We start from the raw sequence: 17,180 nt of genomic DNA, 5'->3' as shown, positions 1-17,180 counted from the left end.
CCCTTATTCGCCCGAGAGAACAGTCTCCGTCGACGTGATCTTAAGCATCGGCGCGCGGTCGGCCATGACGGCAACGGCCCCTTCGTGCAGACCTTGGCTGCCTGCGGCGCAGGCATCCGCAACAAGGCGCAGATGACGGCCCGCATCCACTGCTTCGACGGCGGTCCCCAGAACACAGCAATCGGTCGCAACGCCGCATAACGTAATCCTGGCGTCCCCCGGCAGCACGGCTTCCAGTTCGCGCCATTTGGAAAAGCGGTGGCTGGTGACGCTGGGCCGGTCCTGCCAGCGCGGGTCGAGCTCCCAGACCCAGCGCATCTCAGGGCTTAAGGCAAAGGGCCATTGCTCATAGTAAGCCTGCCAGGCGCCCACGGGTTCGGCGGGGGGCACAAAACGGGTGAACAGGACCTTTTCGCCATAGCCGTCCACCATCCGGCCGATTTTCTCTGCGCAGACCTCATAGCCCGGCGTGCACCACGGGCTGTCGGGATGACCGAAGCCGGGCTGCATGTCGATCACCACCAGCCAGTCGGTCATGCGGGCACTCCAATCGTGTCTTCCACCGCCCAGCTGAGCCAGACATCACCGTCTCCGGCAAGCTCCGGAATATCCCGGTCCCGGGCAATCAGTTTCCAGTCCTGATCCTCCACCTGGATCAGGCAGGTGGCCATAGCCCCGGCAAACACCCTTTGGGTCAAACGCCCCTGAATGGCATTGTGACCGGGGACAGGGGCCGTGCCAATGGCAAGGGCTTCCGGGCGCACGGCGAACCGGCTCGGCCCCGGCCGGTCGGGCAGGGTCAGCCCGTCAAGGCGGGTTTCGGGAAGCCAGTTGGCTTCGCCCAGAAAGCTGGCGGCAAAGGCGTCGGTGGGCCGGTCATAGACCTCGCGGGGGGGACCGGCCTGGACAATGCGCCCATCTTTCAAGATCCCGATCCGGTCGGACAGGGTCAGCGCTTCTTCCTGATCATGGGTGACAAAAATCGTGGTGATGCCGATTTCGCGCTGAATGCGTTTGAGTTCAATCTGCATGTCGACCCGCAAGGTCTTGTCGAGCGCAGACAGGGGCTCGTCAAGCAGCAGCACCTTTGGATTGGTCACGATGGCGCGGGCGAGCGCGACACGCTGGCGCTGACCGCCCGACAACTGGGCAGGGTTGCGGTCCGCAAGACCCGAGAGCTGGACCAGTTCCAAAGCCTCTGCGATCCGTCGCCTTTCCTCCGCAGCCGGAACTTTTCGTACCCGCAGGCCGAAGCCGATATTGTCGGCGACGGACATGTTGGGAAAAAGGGCGTAGTTCTGGAACATCATGCCAATGTCCCGCTTCTCCACGGGCACTCGCTCAACATTGTGTTCGCCGATACGAATGCTGCCCGTGTCTGGAAAGCTGAAACCCGCAATGGTGCGCAACAGCGTGGTCTTGCCGGAGCCGGACGGGCCGAGCAGGGCGAAGAAACCGCCATTGTCAAAGCGGATGGTCACATCGTCCAGCGCCGCCACGCGGCCGAAAGTCTTGGTCACATTTTGAACGTCGACAAGGGACATCAGCGGCTTCCTGCGAATTTGGACTTGCGGGTGGCCAGAAACATGACCCCCATGGACAGGGTGATGATGAGGGTGGAAATCGCATTGATCTCCGGCGTAAAGCCTTTGCGGATCGCGGTATAGATCAGCACCGGCAAGGTGCTGTCCCCCGGTTTGGAGAGAAAGTAGCTGACGACGAACTGGTCGAAGCTGACCGCAAAGGCGAAGAGTCCGCCTGCCACGATGCCCGGCGAGATCCAGGGAAGGGTCACCCGGCGCAGAACGGTCAGGGAACTGGCCCCAAGGGAGCGGGCAGCCTCTTCCAGGGCAATGTCGAAGCTGGACAGGCGGGCCGTCACCGTGACGATGACATAGGGCAGGGCCAGAGCCACATGGCCGATGATGACCGCCGGTGTGCCCCGGCCGATGCCGATGAAGAAAAAGAAGATCAGCATGGCCGTGCCCGTGATCAGCCAGGGAATGGCAATCGGGGGAAACAGCAGCGCCTGGAACACCCGCTTGCCCGGAAAGTCGTAGCGGAAGAGGGCAATGGAAGCGGCGGTGCCGAGGCTGGTGGCAATCACGGTGGTGGCAATGGCAATCAGGATGGAGCGGATCGCGGCCGCAATGATCTGATCGTTGCCGGCCATCTTCTGATACCAGGTCCAGGAAAAGTCGAAGGGCAGCTGATAGAAGGGCGAGGCGTTGAGGGACATGGCGGCCATGACCAGGATCGGGGCATAGAGAAACACCAGGATCAGGGCCAGCCACAGACGGCCGAGCACGGATAGCAGAGAAGGTCTCATGGGGTGGCCCTCCGCAGGATAGGGCTGGCACAGGCAAGGATCAGCAGCACCACGGCCAGCAGAATGAAGGAGAGGGCCGCGCCGAGCGGCCAGTTATAGACGGCAACGAACTGGTCTTCGATCACCGTGCCGTAATAGGTGCCGACCCGGCCGCCGAGAATACGCGGTTCCATGAAGGAGCCGACTACCGGCACGAAGACAAGCACGGCCCCGGCCAGCAGGCCGGGCATGGACAGCGGCAACAGCAGGCGGCGCAGGATGGTCAGTTTTGACGCGCCCATGGACCGGGCCGCCTCGATGATATCATCGTCCACCGCCTGAAGCGCCAGATAGGAGGTCAGCACCACATAGGGCAGGTAGCTGTGGACCAGGCCGATGACCACTGCCGTGGTGGTGAACATCAGGTTCAATCGGATGTCGAAAGGTAGGAAAAACTCGATGCTGCGCTCCAGCACCCCGTTGCCGCGCAGCACGATGGCCCAGGAAAAGATCCGCACAAGGGAATTGGACCAGAAGGGCAGGATCACGAGCAGGAACAGGGTTTCGCGGGCCCGGCCCCGGATCGTGCGGGCCAGGACCAGGGCGCAGGGATAGCCGATCAGAATGCACAGCAAGGTCACGGTCAGGCCCAGGGTGAGCGACTTCCACAACAGCTTGCCATAGGTCGGATTGGTCAGGAACCGGTCATAATTTTCAAGCGTAAATGCCCAGTCGGGCGTTTGCTGGGGCAGGTCGGTCAGGAAGCTGAAAAACAGCATGGCCGAAAGCGGCAGGAAGACGGCCACCAGAAGCCACAGATAGGCGGGGGACAGATGCGCTGCGAGGCGCATTCGGTCCTGCGCGGACGTGAGTTCAGCCATGCGCATGTCCTTGCGTCGCGGAGGTCAGGAAGCGGGACAGGCCGGGATCTGACCGGCCCGCCCGCAGAGCATGTGTGGATTACTGCGCGGCCTTCAGGCCTTGCCACAGTTCAAGATATTTCTCGCGGGTCTCGTCCGAGATGGGGGCCATGAATTGGACACGGGCAGCCACACCCGGATCGCCCAGAACGCGCTTGTTGAAGGCGTCATCCGGCAGGGCCGCTGCCGCGTCCGCATTGGCCGAGGCCGGAGCCCCTTCCTTGTCCCACACGGTGTAGAAGGCCGGATCAATCATCCAGTTGATGAATTCCAGCGCCGCGTCCTTGTGTTCCGACGTGGCCGGCAGGGACAGGCCGTCAAGCCAGCCAATGGCGCCTTCCTTCGGCACCACGAATTCAATAGGCAACCCTAACCCGATGGACCGGGCTGCAGATCCGGACCAGTAGGTGGCAAGATCCAGTTCGCCGGCGGCCATGTACTGGTTCCAGTCGTTTTCACTGCTCCAGAAGGTGCGCAGGTTTGGCAGAAGAGTTTCCAGCTTTGCCTTCACTGCGTCCAGGTCTTCAATGTCATTGATGTTCTGGCCCGTTGCCAGTGCACCGAAATGCATGGCCTCAACCGCATCATCGCGGATCGCCACCCGGTCCTTGTAGGCTGGGTCCCAAAGGGCTTCCAGCGTGTCGGGCACCTCGGACATGGCAGAGGTGTTGACGGCGAAGGAGGTCAGGCCCCAGACCCACGGAACCCCATAGACCTTGCCGTCCGGGACCAGCTGCGGATCGGTGGCAAACTTTTCCGAAATGCCTTTGAAATTCGGCACCTTGGTCGTGTCGATCGGCTCAATCAGGCCTTCGGATGCGGCCTGCTGGGTGTAGATCGAGTTGATCAGCACCACATCATAGGCCCCCGGATTGGTGCGCAGCTTGGTGAGCATCTCCTGTTCGGAGTTGAAATATTCATGCACGACCGTATGGCCCGTGGCCTTTTCGAACGGCTCCACGGCGAAGGACTGGTCCGTGCCGTAGCCCTGCCAGTTCAGGACACGGATTTCATCCGCGACAGCGCTCCCGGCCATAAGAGCCAGGGCAGAAAGGGAAATCAGGACTGTTTTCATCTGGTGTCTCCTTGTGAAGGTCATCGGGCCGCTTCTGTCTGGCGGGCCTCTTGTTTTGAAGTTAAAGCAGTGCTGCGACCTCCTCCCGCGCGGGGGGCGTGGCAGGTCCGGTGCGGGTGGTGGACAAGGCTGCAGCGATATTGGCGTAGCGGGCCGCCTGGAGCGGATCGCCCGTGCGCGCAAGTTCGGCGGCAAAGCTGCCGATATGGCAATCTCCGGCACCGTTGGTGTCAAGGGCGGTCACCTTGTGCGGGGGAAACTGAAGGATCTGTTCTCCCGTGGCTAGCAGACAGCCCTTGTCGCCGTCCCGTAGCAGAGCGCCGCGCCGCCCCGCGGCAAGTGAGGAAAGGGCTTTGTCTGGCGCGGTTTCTCCGCTTATGGCCGCTGCCTCGTGCCGGTTGGCGCTAATCCAGTCGGCCCGGCCCAGAATCGGGCCGAGAACAGCCTGCTCGAGACGGGCGGCCACCGGGGCGGGATCGAACATCACCGTGATCCGGGCGGGAAGCGCAGCGACCCACCTGGCAAGCGCGGTGCAGGTGCCCGGATGGGTGAGCGTGTAGCCGGAAAGAAGAACGGTGCTGACCTCTTCCAGGGCGATCCCGTCGAGGTCTTCGGGCGCGATCCGGCCTTCAGCACCGGGTGCGCTGAGGAAGCTGCGTTCTCCATCCGGTTCCAGCAGCACGGTGCAGCAGCCCTGGTCGATGCCCTCGAGAGGTGGGCGGGCCCGGGAAATGCCCAGCTGGTCGAGGCTCTGCGTCACGAGCGCAGCCAAAGGCCCGCTGCCCAGCGAGCCGCCCAGGCGGACCGGGATTCCGGCAGAGCGTGCTGCGGCCATGGCATTGAAACCACCGCCCGGTGTAACGCTAAAACCGGTCACTTCGGCTTCCTTTCCGGAGGCTGGCAGCGCTTTGACCGCATAGACCATGTCCACCACCGGAGCGCTCATTTGCAAAAGCAGGCTCATGCAGCGGCCCCATTCATGGAGGTTGCCCGAAGGGCCAGAAGATCCCGGACAAGCGGATCGATGCCGAGGTGATTGGCGGCCTGGACCGTGGCTTGTGCGGCGTCCGGAATGGTACCGCCAAGGGCACCGGCCAAAGCGCCGGTAATGGCGCCAATCGTGTCGGTATCGTCCCCCGCATTGGCCGCGATCAGAAGGGCCTGCCAGAGATCTCCCTTGGCCAGCTGCAAAATTCCGAAGGCCATAGGCACGCTTTCCCGGCTGGCGACCGATGTGCCGATGCCTGCGATCAAGGCCATTTCGCTCCCCCGCGCAGCCAGCTCCAGAGCCAGTTCAATCCGGCCAGCCATGTCGGGCTCTCCGGCAGGATAGCCGCATGCCTGTCCGGTGCGGCAGGCCGCAAGGGCTTTCTTGAAAGCCGTGTCCCGGTCCTGTCCGGCAATCCCGCAGGAAATGGTCATGGCGACCGCAGAGGCAGCGGCAATGGCTTCGCCGGTATTGTGGGTGACACGGCAAGTGCGGGCGGTCCGGGCAACGAGGGTCTCAATGTCCGGCCCGGTCATGATGCCGACCGGCGCGATGCGCATGGCCGCGCCATTGGTGGTGCCGCTTTTACCGGTCTCCTCCGGCGCGGTGCCGGACAGAAGGGCTTTGATGGCGGCTTTGGACGAGGGGCCAAGCAGATCGGACAGTCCCTTGGCCCGGATGTCCTGTTCCCAGGACAGCAGGTCCTGTGCCCAGGCCGCTTCATCGAACCGGCCGGGGTCTGCAATCAGACGCCGGGCCAGCAGCAGGGTCTGCTCCGTGTCATCCGTTACCTGGCCTGCCGCAAGTCCGTGGGACACGGGATGGCCGGCAAACGGGGCCATGAACCCGTCAATCCGGCCATAGTGCCTGGCAATTTCCGCGCGTGGCAGGGTCTGGGACGGCATGCCAAGGGCATCGCCGATGGCAAGTCCCATCAAGGTGGCGCGGGCGCGCGCCGTGATGCCGGTCTCGCTCATGCGGGTCAAAACTCCATATGCAGCCCGAACAGGGCCGGATCGAGCAGGCTTTCCACATATTCCATGACGGCCCCTTCTGCTGTGCGGGTCAGGCGGCGCAGACGCAGCATGGGCTCTCCCGCCGGGCGGCCCATCACCCGGGCATCTGCCTCGCAGAGCGCGGGCAGCACATTGGCCCATTCTTCTCCCGATGCAGGCCGGAGGCCGCACCGGTCCAGGGTCCGGCTCAAGGAGCCATTGTCCAGTCCTTTGTCCGGAAGGGCTGCGAAATCCGGCTGCCAGGGCAACCGGGCCCGCTCCAGTGTCAGCGTCTGTCCGAGCCCCTCATGGACCCGCACCCGGTCGACGGCGAGTACATCACCAGCTGCAAAGCCGGGCGCGTCCAGATCCATCGGCTGGCGGGTTATGGACAAAATGCGGGTTGTCAGTGTGGCGCCGGTGTCGGACAGGGCAAGGCTCCAGCCCAGGTCGCTGTCGATCACCGCGCCGCCATAGGTCACAAAGGAACCGATGCCGACCCGTGTCTTGATCAGGCCCTTGGCAGCAAGAATACCAAGGCTCTTGCGTACGGTGCTCCTTGAAACGGCAAAGCGTTCCACAAGCGCATTCTCGCTCGACAAAGCTTCCCCGTCGGGAAGCGCGCCGGAGCGGATTTCAGCTTCCAGCAAACGGGCAATGCGTTCCGGTTTGGTCTTGGGAGACATGTGCGGCATGTGGTCCTCCTGTCTTGAGTTTAGACAGGTCCAGACAGGTCTGTCACCCTTGAAGGTGCATAAATTTTTGCCATGCTTTCAAAGTAGCTGATATTTATGCGTAAACAGGCGGCAAGCAGAAGCTCCGAGGCCGCCGCTTGCCCTATTAGGCCCGCCTGGCCAATTCGTCCCGGCTCGCGGTCAGGTAGCGTTCGGCATTGCCGGAGAGGGACGGGCCGAGATAGCCGCCTTCTTGAATGAGGGCGGTGGGCAGGCCCATGCGCACGATGCTGCGCGCCATGGTCTCAAAGCCGTTGCCCGTCATGCCGACCACTGACAGGGGATCGTCCCGGGCCATGTCGAAGCCGAGCGAAATCACGAGTGCCTCTGCGCCCCAGGTTTCAAGCGCTGTGATCCCTTCGTGAAACCGTTCCAAGATGACGGCTTCATCGGCACCGGGGGAGAGCAGGAGGTTCAAGCTGGTGCCATATCCGGCGCCTTCGCCGGTTTCATCCGCATAACCGAGATAGAAGGTCGGATAGTGTGCCGGGTCCACATGCAGAGAGCAGACAAAAATGTCCGCCTGATCATAGAAGATATCGAGGGTGCCGTTGCCCGTGTGGGTGTCGATATCAAACACTGCGACCTTGCTGAAGCGTTTCTGAAGCGCCTTTGCGGCAATGGCCGCATTGTTGAAGAAGCAGAACCCGTTCGCCCCGTTCTTCAGCGCATGGTGGCCCGGCGGGCGGCACAGGCCATAGGCCATCCGGTCCCCGTCCAGAACCCGTTGGGCGGTTTCAATGGCTGTCTGGGCGGACCAATAGACCGCCTCATAGGTGCCTTGGGTCAGAGGAACAGAGGTGTCGGTTGCATACCAGCCGAGCTGGCCGAAAATCGACGCGGGCACCCGGCCAGGCCTGTGACCGGGATGATAGGTCGGGATGGGTTCGGCATCGCCCGCTTCCGCGCACCAGCGGTCATAGGCATCTTTCCAGAATGCGACATAGTCGGGGTCGTGAACAGCCAGAATGGGCGTAAGGCCATGGTCCTTTGGGGCCTCGATGTCGAACCCGTTCCGGAGCAGCATGTCCCGCAAAAGGACGGCCCGTTCGGGCTGCTCCGGATGGGGAATATAGGCGCCCCGGCGGAAATACCGTTGCGGATTATGTTTGAGCTGACGCTCGTCGAAGATCGCTTTCATCAGGTCTCGCCTTCCTGAAAAGTGGTGGCCGCCCGGTCAAACGGCAGCTGCAAGGTCCTTCTCCCGTCCGGGGATCGCATCGATCAGAGACCGGGTATAGGCAGATTGCGGGTTTTCAAAAATCTCGAAGGCTGTGTTCAGCTCAACGATCTGTCCCTTTTGCATGACCGCGATCCGGTCACAGATCTGGGCGGCCACCCTTAGGTCATGGGTGATGAACACCAGGGAGAGTCCAAGGCGGCGTTTAAGATCCGCGAGCAGATCGAGAACCTGCGCCTGGATCGAGACATCAAGCGCGGAGACGGCTTCATCGGCAATGATGATTTTCGGGTTCAGGGCAAGTGCACGTGCAATACCGATGCGCTGCCGCTGCCCGCCGGAAAACTCGTGAGGATAGCGCTCGCTAGCCGCCGGATCCAGACCAACCAGATCAAGGAGCTCCCTGGCTTTTGCAAATGCCTCGGCCTTCGGGGTGCCATAGGCGATCGGTCCGTCGGCAAGGATGCGGCCGACTTTGGAACGCGGGTTCAGGGACGCGAAGGGATCCTGAAAGATCATCTGGATCGACTTGCGCGCAGCGCGCAGTCTTTCGCCGCGCAAATGGGCCATGTCGTCCCCGCCCAGAAGCACGGCACCCGCATCTGGTTCCATCAGGCGAACAAGACAGCGGCCGACGCTGGATTTGCCCGACCCGCTTTCCCCCACAATGCCAAGGGTTTCCCCTTCAGCCAGCCGGAAGCCGACCCCGTCGACCGCCTGCACCACCCTGCGGGCGGCGCCGAAGAGGCCACCGCCGGAGGTGTAACGCTTGCTCAGGCCGACCACTTCCAGAACCGGCTTTCCGGCCGGTGCGGCCTGTTTCCGCTTTGCCTGAAGCCGGGGGATCGCCGCGATCAGCTTTTGGGTGTAGCTGTGCTCCGGATGATCCAGCACCTTGGCTGCCGTGCCCCTCTCCACCACCTTGCCAAGCTGCATGACCGCAACACGGTCCGCAATTTCGGCGACAACTCCAAAGTCGTGGGTGATGAACATCACCGCCATGCCGTGCGTTTTCTGAAGATCCCGGATGAGCTCAAGGATCTGCGCCTGGGTGGTTACGTCAAGGGCCGTCGTCGGTTCGTCGGCGATCAGAATGTCCGGTTCCAATGCAAGGGCCATGGCGATCATGACGCGCTGGCGCTGACCGCCGGAAAGCTGGAACGGATAGGCCTTGGCCGCTTTGTCAGGTTCTGGAATGCCGACTTCGGTTAACAGGCTAACCGCGCGCGCAGATCTTTCTTTCTTGCTCAGAAGGCCGTGGGCCTCAAAGACTTCGGCAATCTGGTCGCCAATGCGCATCAACGGGTTCAGCGCCGACATGGGTTCCTGGAAGATCATGGAAATCTTGCGGCCCCGGAGCTTCAGCAGCTCCGACTCCGGCACTTTGAGCAGATCCCTGCCTTCGTACAAAATCTCGCCGCCTGTTGGATGGACACCTTCCGGCAGGAGCCCCATCATGGCATTGGCGGACATGGACTTGCCCGACCCGCTTTCCCCGACAATGCACAAGATCTCTCCCGCATGCAGGTCAAGGGAGACGTCGTCCACTGCAAAGGGCCGGTCGGCGCCTGTCGGCAAGGCGATCTGTAGGTCCTTGATGGTCAAGAGCGCAGCGGCCCGGGTCATGCCTTTCTCCCCTTTCTGGAAAGTCGAGGGTTCAAGGCGTCGTTCAGGCCTTCGCCGATCAGATTGAGGGCCAGAACCGTTACCACGATGGCAATGCCGGGAAAGAAGGACAGCCACCAGGCCTGGCGGATGACGGTGCGGGCCGCGCCGATCATATAGCCCCAGGACATGAGATTGGGATCGCCCAGTCCGAGAAAGGACAGGGAGGATTCCAGCAAAATGGCGGTTGCAACCATCAGTGAGGCCAGAACAATAATTGGCGACAAGGTGTTTGGCAGGATCTGGCGCAGGATAATGTTCCGGGTTTTCTGTCCCGAAAGGATCGCCGCTTCCACATATTCGCGTGAGCGCAGGGCCAGTACCTCGCCGCGTACCAGCCGGGCGACGGGCGGCCAGCTGACAATCGCGATGGCACCGACAATAGAATAGACGCTCGGTTCGAATATCGCGACCAGCACGATGGCAAGCGCGAAATTCGGCACGGTCTGGAAGAACTCGGTAAAGCGCATCAGCGCGTCATCCACCAGGCCGCCAAAATAACCGGCAAGTGCACCGATCGGAATGCCGATCAGAAGGGCGACCAACGTTGAGGTCAGGCCGACCAGCAGGGAGACCCGGGCCCCATGGGCCAGTCCGGACAGCACATTGCGCCCGAGTGCATCCGTGCCGAGGGGAAAAGCCTCCATGCTCAGGGGCGGCAGGAAGGGCCGCTGTACCATTTTCCAAGGAGATTGCGGAAACAGCGCCGAGGCGAATAAGGCGATCAGGATGACGCTGGTCAGGATGACGAGGCCGGCGACGGCGCCCTTGTTGGTTTTGAATTGGCTCCAGAAGCTCCGCATCATGCCACCCGGATTCTCGGGTCGACAATCCGGTAGAGAATGTCGGTCACCAGATTGAAGACGAGCACCATGGCGGCGGACACAAAGAAGACGCCGAGCAGCACATTGTAGTCCCTCTGGGCGAGGGCCTCGAACATCAGACGGCCAATGCCCGGCCAGGCAAAGACGGTTTCGGTCAGAACGGCTCCACCGACAAGCTGGCCCGCCTGCAGACCTGCCAGAGTAACAACAGGCAGGATGGCATTGCGCAAGACATGGCGGCGCTGGATCACACCGGGCCGCAGTCCCTTGGCCCGTGCGGTCTTGACGAAATCCAGCGTGTTGACCTCCAGCATGGAGGCCCTTGTCATGCGCATATAGACGGCCATGAAGAACAGGCCGAGCGTGCCGGCCGGCAGGATCAGGTGTTTGCCAATGTCCAGGACCCGGTCCAGACCGGTAAAATTGCCGCCTACGGTCTCATAGCCGAAGCCGGGCAGCCAGTTGAGCTGGACGGAAAACAAAAGCACGGCCATCAGCGCGATCCAGTAGAGCGGCGTGGCATAGAACAGGAGCGCCAGCGTGGAAATGGCCGTGTCGGACCATTTTCCGGCACGCATGGAAGCCAGCACCCCGGCAAGGGTTCCCAAAACCAGCGAAATCACGAAAGCGGTGACGGTCAGAAGAAGGGTCGCGGGCAGCCGCTGCAGGATCAGATCCAGAACCGGCATCTGCTGGCGGTACGAATAGCCGAGGTCAAATTTCAAGATCCCGCCGAGATAGATCCCAAGTTGGGTCAGGAGCGGTTTGTCGAGGCCGAATTGTTCCTTGAGCTGTTGAAGGAACACTTCATCGGCCGCCCCGGCTTCCCCGGCCATGACAGCAGCCGGGTCGCCCGGGGCAGCGTGAATGAGAAAGAAATTCAAAGTCACGATGGCGATCAGGATGAACGCCGCCTTGACCAGTCGCAGAGCGATGAAACGAAGCATGAGCTGTGTGGGCCTGTTGTCATCCGGACGAAACAGGGGCCTTGCGCCAAGACCCGGCAAAGGGGCGGCGTGCCGCAAAGGCCACCGCCCCGATCAGGCACTGCGCCTAGTTCTTGTCGATATAGGCGTCCCGGAACCCGTCATTGACGCCGATGGCGGTGGTGACGAGATCCTTCACATTGCAGCGGTAGATGGTGGGAAAGCCCAGTTCCAGGAGCCAGGCAACCGGAACATCCTCCGTCAGGATCTGCTGGACCTCCGTATACAATTTCTGGCGCTCGTCCTGGGAGGCGGTCACTGCAGCCTTGGCGAACAGCTCATCCACCTTGGGGTTCTCATAGCCTTCCACATTGTTCCAGGGTGAGCCCTTGGCAATGTTGGAGGAGATATAAGTCCGGGACACGCCCAGGGCCGGATCGCCATACTGGTAGAGATAGGTGAAGGCGAGGTCATAATCCCACTCGCTGATCTTCTGGTTCCAGCCAGCGACGTCAGAGGCAACCATATCGACCTTGATACCGACCTCTTCCAGGTTCTGCTTGATGGCTTCCGCCCACCGCTGCCAGGTTTCCCCATAGGGCAGGGGCAGCAGCCGGACGGCAGTGCCGTCATAGCCCATCTCTGCCAGTAGGGCCTTGGCTTTTTCAGGATTGTAGTCATAGTGGGCCACATCTTCGGAAAAGAACCGGGTGGAAGAGGAGAGCGGCCCCTGGGCCACCTTGCCGAGACCGTTCCAAAGCGCGTCCTTTGCAAAGCCCCGGTCCATGGCGAACATGACCGCCTGGCGGAAGCGTTTATCGGCCATCGGGCCTTCCCGGTTGTTGAGCCACAGGAAGGACAGCGGCCCGAAGAACTCCCAACCTTTGTCGGTGACGCAGGTGTTGTCCAGGGCAGTCAGGCGGCCGACATCGAAGTTTTCAACGGACCCGCCTGGCAGGATATCGACCACACCGGTTTCATAGGCAACCGCGCGGGAGGCAGCATCCGGAATGACATGCCAGTAGATCTCGTCGAGATAGGGCAGGCCGTCGATATAATAGTCCTCGTTCTTCGTCAGAAGAATATGGGAGCCTTTGACCCATTCGGTGAATTTGAATGGACCGGTGCCAATCGGAGTATTGTTGGCCGGATTTGTCTTGAAGTCCGTGCCCTCATAAATGTGCTTGGGCACGATTGGCATAGTGCCGGATTCAAAAATGCCGATGAACGGGCCGAAGGGCTGCTTCAGCTTGAAGACCACCGTGCTGGCGTCCGGCGCCGTTACGCTGTCCACATGGGTAAGGGAAGCGCGCAGGCGGGGATTGGTTTCCCGCAAGAACGTGTCGACTGAGAAGACCACGTCGTCTGCGGAAAACGGTTCGCCGTCATGCCACTTCACATTGTCATAAAGATGGAACGTGTAGGTCAGGCCGTCGTCCGAAATCTCCCAGGACTTGGCCAGTTGGGGCATCGGCTGCAGTTTATCGTCGTAGCGCAGCAGGCTTTCATAGATATTACCGGCCACCATCTGGGTCGGGCCGTTCTGAACCACGCCAAGCATAAGCCCGGGCGGCTCGGGCTGAATAACGACATTGGCGCGCCCGCCGGAAACGGGATCTGCAAATGTTGCGCTGGTGGAAAGCAGAAGGCATGCCGCGAGCGCGGCCAAACGCTTTTTCATAGTTCATAGTCCCCTTTGGCTGCCGGCTCTTGGTTTTGATCTGTGCCGGAAATCTTTGTGCTGGAAGGTGCCGGTTGTCCGGCTTATGTCGAAAGATCGGGATAGTGTTTCAGGGCCAGGCGCTGGAAAGCGTCCCATTCGGGATCGGCCTTCTTGCTGGAGTGCTGGTCGCCCCAGGCCTCATATTGACGGGCGGTCTTCTCCGCCAGATCCCCGCCGACCGGCCGGGGCGTCCCGCCGGAGGACATGATCGCCAATTGTGCCCGGCAGGCCCGTTCCAGATTGAACATTAGGGAAAAGGCTTCCCCCACCGAGTGGCCGCAAGTCAGAAGGCCGTGATTGCGCAATACCATCACCTTGCGTGTGCCAAGATCGGCGACCAGCCGTTCCCGTTCTGCGAGATCGAGCGCAATGCCCTCATAATCGTGAAAGGCCAGACGGCCGTGGAATTGCAGCGACCACTGGTTCAGCGGCAGCAGCCCTTCTTCCATGGAAGAGATGGCAACCCCGGCCACGGTGTGGGTATGAAGAACACAGTGCAGATCGGGTTTGGCGGCATGTACCGCACTGTGAATGGTGAACCCGGCCTGATTGATCCCCGCGCCATAAGGATCGTTCAGCACTTTGCCGTCCACATCCACGGTGACCAGATTGCTGGCAGTCACTTCGTCAAAACGAAACCCATAAGGATTGATCAGAAAGGCATTCTCGCCTTCCTCCACCGGGGCCTTTGCCGAAATATGGGTGAAGATGCTGTCATCAAGCTGGAAGTGGGCAATCAGCCGGTAGGCCGCAGCAAGTTCAAGCCGCTCTTTGGCCGGTGAAGAGGAGGGAATGGGTGAAACTGTCATGCGTCCGCCTTGGAAATGGGGCCTTTGAACGCGCATCGGATATTGGAACGTGATGCCCGGCCCTCTGAAGTTCCTTAAGGCAACCATGCAAATTTTGGATTGTCAATTGTCGACAATAAACATAAATTAGGCATTCTGCCGTATTGCGGAGCAGGCCCTGGCCAGGGACGAAATGCGCTTTCAGGTCCGGAGAAGACCTGTTCAAAGCAGCGGGCGTTGCCGGTATAAACGGTCGTCCGACAAGATTGGAAAGACCGCATGTTCTCAACCGTCACCACCACTGATCTCGTGCGTCAGATCGCCCGGCAGATTGCCAGGGCCATCACGGAGGGGCGCTTGAAGCCGGGCGAACGGTTGACTGAGTTGCGGCTGTCAAAGGAATTCGGCACCAGCCGCGCCCCGGTCCGCGAGGCCGCGCGTCTTTTGGAAAGCCAGGGTCTGGTGGTGTCGAGCCCACGGCGCGGGTTTTTTGTGCGCACGCTTACGGCCACGGATCTGAAGGATATTTACGAGCTGCGCATGGCCCTGGAATTGCACGGCGTCGATCTTGCCCTGCGGGATCTCGATGAGGCGAAACTGAACCGCCTGAAAGCGCAACTGGCGAAACTTTTCGAAATGGCCGAAAGCAAAACGGCCGAAGAGCAGATTTTTGAAGATCTCCGGTTTCACCGCATGCTGTGCGAGTTCAGCGGCAATGCGCGCCTGTTAAAAACTTATGACGACCTGGCTGTGGAACTGACCGCCGGTATTACCTTGATCGGGAAACTTTATGACGATCCGCAGCGGATCGCCGAAACCCATGTACCGATCATCGAAGCCCTGGAGCGCCGGAGCCGTGACGAACTGCGCGGTGCGCTGGAATATCACATCGGCTATGCGCGGGATCAGATTGTGGATCTGTTCAGCACCCTGTCTGATGACGATGAGGATTAAGGCTCGCTCCTCTGAGAGGCTGCGGCGGTAAAAGCCGGCCACGCCGCCGCAGTGTCAGGAGACAAGTCCCGAACTGTCTCAGTAGACAAGCCCCGAAGTGGCTGACACGAACACGATCAGCCCGATGGAAATCGCGGGGAGGCTTGCCGAATAGGCAAGGGTCGTCAACATGTTCTGCTCCTTTGCAAAACGGTTGGAAAGCGCGCTTTGGTCCAGCTGGTCTCTGGAGTGCTGTGCGTTCTTCTGGTTCTACCGGACTGTCTTGCAGCGCCAACATCAAGGAATGTCAGGCGGAAAAAAGGCAGTGCGAATTTGCGGCTGCAAGCTCCAGATCAGACAGGTCTTTAAGCATCTGCTTTCAAGGTCTGCCCCCTCTGACTGCATATATCGGGGCTACACGCAAAAGTTCCAGATCTTATGACCTCAAAAAAATGTGTGCGGCGAGAGCGTGGTCGGCAAGGCCTGTTCTGGCACCAGGCAGAAACAGGGTCCGCTGGCCATAATAGCGGCGGCCCGCCTTGCTGCCCTTGGCAAGATCAGCCAGATCAGCGGCAAATTCCAGGTCCGGAAGCGGCGGGGCTGCTAGGTCCGAGGTGAAGAGCCTGGCGTCGTCCAGAAGCTCCCCGGTGAGGTCTGCGTCCGGATCGGCGACATCGATATGGCATCCGGCGGGCGGGTCAAGAAACCGCAGGGCTTCATAGGCGCCCGACTGCCAATCGGGTCCGGCAATGCAGATCATGTCGGCTCCGTCCTGAGCAGCGTCAAGTTCGCTGGTTTCCCCCAGGCTGACATTGGCAAGCGCCGGTTGAAGGGCGATCTTGCGCCGGACCTCCGCCGAGGTTCCCAGGCACAAGACGGAGGTCAGGTTGCGCACCCTGGCAAAGGCGGAGAGCATGCGCGGCAGACGCGGATTGTCGCCGATCACGAGCAGCCGCGAGGTGTCCTCCCGGGACAGATAGGCAGCGGCAAGTGCGTGGAGCCCTGCCATGCGCCACACTGCCAGCCTCATGCCGTCCAGAATGGCAATCGGCTGGCCCCCTGTCCCGGAAAACAGGAGATAGAGATTTGACCGGAATTCCTCGGATTCGGGAAGGCTGAGGGACAGGCCGCAGCCCACATAGCCCCGTGTCACATCGTTCTGGGCGGGAAAATCGGTCCAGGCGGGCTGGAGCGAGAGATGGCCGGTCTGGTCACGCAGCCGTGCAATAGGCTGATCGGGAAGAAACGGTGCGATGGTGGTGGACCGGTAACCACGCCGGAGGGTCTCCAGAACCTCCCGGTCTTCCAGACAGGCATCGATTTCGTCGGTGGAAATAATTCGCATTCATGCTCCGTGATGGAACAGTCTGCGCGTCAGGCGGCCGAGCGTTTGCCCGGTGCCAGCAGTCCCTTGGCGTTTGAGGCGGCAGGGGCTGCGGCCGTCATCTCACGCAGCTGGTCGGCTTCCTTGTGCCACTTGTCGGCTTCGCGGCGCTTGAGGCGCGCTTCCTTGCGCCAGCGGCCCTGTTTGGCCCAGGCGCCCATGCCTCCCACCAGGATGCCGACACCAAGGCTGGCGAAAATCACCCAGAACAGGGGAACGCCGGTCAGGGTCAGGCGGGGGTCCTGGGGATCGAACGGGTTGAACGACAGGAATACCGTGTGACGGTTGGCCACGGAGAGGGGGACCAGAACCGCCGCAATGGCAAGAAGGATCAGGTTCCTGATGAAGCGGGTCAAAGCGGTCTCCCCCGGATATATGTCTCGTCACATGTCGGTGGTCAGGCACTGCGGCAAAGCCCTGCCTCAGTCGTCGCCGTGATCGACCCCGTCATTCAAACGTATACGCATTTCCTTACCGGTTTTGAAGAAGGGAACGAATTTCTCGTCGACTTCCACCTTTTGGCCGGTGCGCGGATTGCGTCCGGTCCGGGCCGGACGGTTCTTGACGGAAAACGCGCCGAAGCCGCGCAGTTCGACCCGGTCCCCGCGCATCAGGGCTTCCGTGATCTCATCGAGGATGGCGTTGACAATATTCTCGACGTCCCGCTGGTAAAGGTGCGGGTTTTGTTCTGCGATGTGCTGTACCAGTTCCGATTTGATCATGAAAAGCCCCCTCGA

The 17,180-nt window shown here is 61.1% G+C and carries 18 protein-coding genes; 1 reads left to right on the top strand and 17 read right to left on the bottom strand.

Annotated elements, in window-relative coordinates:
- Positions 1-3: 3 nt before the first annotated feature.
- The 14 genes from ACXAIC_RS04560 to ACXAIC_RS04495 form a co-directional block, all read right to left on the bottom strand.
- Positions 4-537: a cysteine hydrolase family protein gene (locus ACXAIC_RS04560; protein ID WP_475174095.1), complete on the bottom strand. Its 534-nt coding sequence runs from the start codon at positions 535-537 to the stop codon at positions 4-6.
- Positions 534-1,544 (bottom strand): ABC transporter ATP-binding protein, encoded by a 1,011-nt coding sequence (locus ACXAIC_RS04555; protein WP_475174092.1) that lies wholly within the window; start codon positions 1,542-1,544, stop codon positions 534-536. Before ACXAIC_RS04555 ends, ACXAIC_RS04560 begins: the two co-directional genes overlap by 4 nt.
- A complete protein-coding gene (locus ACXAIC_RS04550; RefSeq protein ID WP_475174090.1) occupies positions 1,544-2,329 on the bottom strand; it encodes an ABC transporter permease in 786 nt (261 codons plus the stop codon). The genes ACXAIC_RS04555 and ACXAIC_RS04550 overlap by 1 nt, the downstream gene beginning before the upstream one ends.
- Entirely contained in the window at positions 2,326-3,195 is an 870-nt protein-coding gene (locus ACXAIC_RS04545) for an ABC transporter permease (protein ID WP_475174089.1), read from the bottom strand. The genes ACXAIC_RS04550 and ACXAIC_RS04545 overlap by 4 nt, the downstream gene beginning before the upstream one ends.
- Before the next feature lie 73 nt (positions 3,196-3,268).
- Entirely contained in the window at positions 3,269-4,303 is a 1,035-nt protein-coding gene (locus ACXAIC_RS04540) for an ABC transporter substrate-binding protein (RefSeq protein WP_475174087.1), read from the bottom strand.
- Positions 4,304-4,364: 61 nt separating this feature from the next.
- Positions 4,365-5,267 carry a PfkB family carbohydrate kinase gene (locus tag ACXAIC_RS04535; protein ID WP_475174085.1) on the bottom strand — a complete coding sequence of 301 codons (903 nt, stop codon included), beginning with the start codon at positions 5,265-5,267 and terminating at the stop codon, positions 4,365-4,367.
- Positions 5,264-6,268 (bottom strand): ADP-ribosylglycohydrolase family protein, encoded by a 1,005-nt coding sequence (locus tag ACXAIC_RS04530; RefSeq protein ID WP_475174083.1) that lies wholly within the window; start codon positions 6,266-6,268, stop codon positions 5,264-5,266. The genes ACXAIC_RS04535 and ACXAIC_RS04530 overlap by 4 nt, the downstream gene beginning before the upstream one ends.
- Positions 6,269-6,273: 5 nt before the next feature.
- Complete coding sequence (locus ACXAIC_RS04525) at positions 6,274-6,981, bottom strand: GntR family transcriptional regulator (RefSeq protein ID WP_475174081.1); 708 nt, start codon at positions 6,979-6,981, stop codon at positions 6,274-6,276.
- Positions 6,982-7,126: 145 nt separating this feature from the next.
- Positions 7,127-8,161 carry a histone deacetylase family protein gene (locus ACXAIC_RS04520; RefSeq protein WP_475174080.1) on the bottom strand — a complete coding sequence of 345 codons (1,035 nt, stop codon included), beginning with the start codon at positions 8,159-8,161 and terminating at the stop codon, positions 7,127-7,129.
- 36 nt (positions 8,162-8,197) lie between these two features.
- The gene (locus ACXAIC_RS04515; RefSeq protein WP_475174079.1) at positions 8,198-9,826 is read right to left on the bottom strand and encodes an ABC transporter ATP-binding protein; all 1,629 of its coding nucleotides are present in this window, start codon (positions 9,824-9,826) and stop codon (positions 8,198-8,200) included.
- A complete protein-coding gene (locus ACXAIC_RS04510) occupies positions 9,823-10,668 on the bottom strand; it encodes an ABC transporter permease (protein ID WP_475174227.1) in 846 nt (281 codons plus the stop codon). Before ACXAIC_RS04510 ends, ACXAIC_RS04515 begins: the two co-directional genes overlap by 4 nt.
- Positions 10,668-11,636, bottom strand: a complete 969-nt coding sequence (locus ACXAIC_RS04505) for an ABC transporter permease (RefSeq protein WP_475174077.1) — start codon at positions 11,634-11,636, stop codon at positions 10,668-10,670. Before ACXAIC_RS04505 ends, ACXAIC_RS04510 begins: the two co-directional genes overlap by 1 nt.
- Before the next feature lie 106 nt (positions 11,637-11,742).
- Positions 11,743-13,296, bottom strand: coding sequence for an ABC transporter substrate-binding protein (locus tag ACXAIC_RS04500; protein ID WP_475174075.1), 1,554 nt, complete (start codon positions 13,294-13,296; stop codon positions 11,743-11,745).
- 83 nt (positions 13,297-13,379) lie between these two features.
- Positions 13,380-14,147, bottom strand: coding sequence for a class II aldolase/adducin family protein (locus ACXAIC_RS04495; protein ID WP_475174074.1), 768 nt, complete (start codon positions 14,145-14,147; stop codon positions 13,380-13,382).
- Positions 14,148-14,405: 258 nt separating this feature from the next.
- Here ACXAIC_RS04495 and ACXAIC_RS04490 point away from each other — a divergent pair, with 258 nt between their 5' ends.
- Positions 14,406-15,080 (top strand): GntR family transcriptional regulator, encoded by a 675-nt coding sequence (locus ACXAIC_RS04490; RefSeq protein WP_475174073.1) that lies wholly within the window; start codon positions 14,406-14,408, stop codon positions 15,078-15,080.
- Between the two features lie 415 nt (positions 15,081-15,495).
- On the opposite strand, the gene ACXAIC_RS04485 is transcribed toward ACXAIC_RS04490, so the two are convergent.
- The 3 genes from ACXAIC_RS04485 to ihfB all read right to left on the bottom strand — a co-directional run bounded on the left by ACXAIC_RS04485 (position 15,496) and on the right by ihfB (position 17,165).
- On the bottom strand, positions 15,496-16,404 hold the full coding sequence (locus ACXAIC_RS04485; RefSeq protein ID WP_475174071.1) for an ornithine cyclodeaminase: 909 nt from the start codon (positions 16,402-16,404) through the stop codon (positions 15,496-15,498).
- A gap of 29 nt (positions 16,405-16,433) precedes the next feature.
- Positions 16,434-16,799 carry a LapA family protein gene (locus ACXAIC_RS04480; protein ID WP_475174070.1) on the bottom strand — a complete coding sequence of 122 codons (366 nt, stop codon included), beginning with the start codon at positions 16,797-16,799 and terminating at the stop codon, positions 16,434-16,436.
- Positions 16,800-16,865: 66 nt separating this feature from the next.
- A complete protein-coding gene (ihfB, locus tag ACXAIC_RS04475) occupies positions 16,866-17,165 on the bottom strand; it encodes an integration host factor subunit beta (RefSeq protein ID WP_475174068.1) in 300 nt (99 codons plus the stop codon).
- Between the last annotated feature and the right edge of the window lie 15 nt (positions 17,166-17,180).

The organism is Roseibium sp. AWQ4_254, assembly GCF_056161025.1.
Note: the sequence above shows the minus strand (reverse complement) of the source record. Positions and strands in the feature narration are given on the sequence as shown.

Excerpts from the sequence above, each read along its gene's own strand:
- ACXAIC_RS04545 (WP_475174089.1), bottom strand. The coding sequence starts at position 3,195 with ATGCGCATGGCTGAACTCACGTCCGCGCAGGACCGAATGCGCCTCGCA.
- ACXAIC_RS04540 (WP_475174087.1), bottom strand. The coding sequence starts at position 4,303 with ATGAAAACAGTCCTGATTTCCCTTTCTGCCCTGGCTCTTATGGCCGGG.
- ACXAIC_RS04535 (WP_475174085.1), bottom strand. The coding sequence starts at position 5,267 with ATGAGCCTGCTTTTGCAAATGAGCGCTCCGGTGGTGGACATGGTCTAT.
- ACXAIC_RS04515 (WP_475174079.1), bottom strand. The coding sequence starts at position 9,826 with ATGACCCGGGCCGCTGCGCTCTTGACCATCAAGGACCTACAGATCGCC.
- ACXAIC_RS04505 (WP_475174077.1), bottom strand. The coding sequence starts at position 11,636 with ATGCTTCGTTTCATCGCTCTGCGACTGGTCAAGGCGGCGTTCATCCTG.
- ACXAIC_RS04495 (WP_475174074.1), bottom strand. The coding sequence starts at position 14,147 with ATGACAGTTTCACCCATTCCCTCCTCTTCACCGGCCAAAGAGCGGCTT.
- ACXAIC_RS04530 (WP_475174083.1), bottom strand. The coding sequence starts at position 6,268 with ATGAGCGAGACCGGCATCACGGCGCGCGCCCGCGCCACCTTGATGGGA.
- ihfB (WP_475174068.1), bottom strand. The coding sequence starts at position 17,165 with ATGATCAAATCGGAACTGGTACAGCACATCGCAGAACAAAACCCGCAC.
- ACXAIC_RS04510 (WP_475174227.1), bottom strand. The coding sequence starts at position 10,668 with ATGCGGAGCTTCTGGAGCCAATTCAAAACCAACAAGGGCGCCGTCGCC.
- ACXAIC_RS04550 (WP_475174090.1), bottom strand. The coding sequence starts at position 2,329 with ATGAGACCTTCTCTGCTATCCGTGCTCGGCCGTCTGTGGCTGGCCCTG.
- ACXAIC_RS04490 (WP_475174073.1), top strand. The coding sequence starts at position 14,406 with ATGTTCTCAACCGTCACCACCACTGATCTCGTGCGTCAGATCGCCCGG.
- ACXAIC_RS04485 (WP_475174071.1), bottom strand. The coding sequence starts at position 16,404 with ATGCGAATTATTTCCACCGACGAAATCGATGCCTGTCTGGAAGACCGG.
- ACXAIC_RS04560 (WP_475174095.1), bottom strand. The coding sequence starts at position 537 with ATGACCGACTGGCTGGTGGTGATCGACATGCAGCCCGGCTTCGGTCAT.
- ACXAIC_RS04525 (WP_475174081.1), bottom strand. The coding sequence starts at position 6,981 with ATGCCGCACATGTCTCCCAAGACCAAACCGGAACGCATTGCCCGTTTG.
- ACXAIC_RS04500 (WP_475174075.1), bottom strand. The coding sequence starts at position 13,296 with ATGAAAAAGCGTTTGGCCGCGCTCGCGGCATGCCTTCTGCTTTCCACC.
- ACXAIC_RS04555 (WP_475174092.1), bottom strand. The coding sequence starts at position 1,544 with ATGTCCCTTGTCGACGTTCAAAATGTGACCAAGACTTTCGGCCGCGTG.
- ACXAIC_RS04520 (WP_475174080.1), bottom strand. The coding sequence starts at position 8,161 with ATGAAAGCGATCTTCGACGAGCGTCAGCTCAAACATAATCCGCAACGG.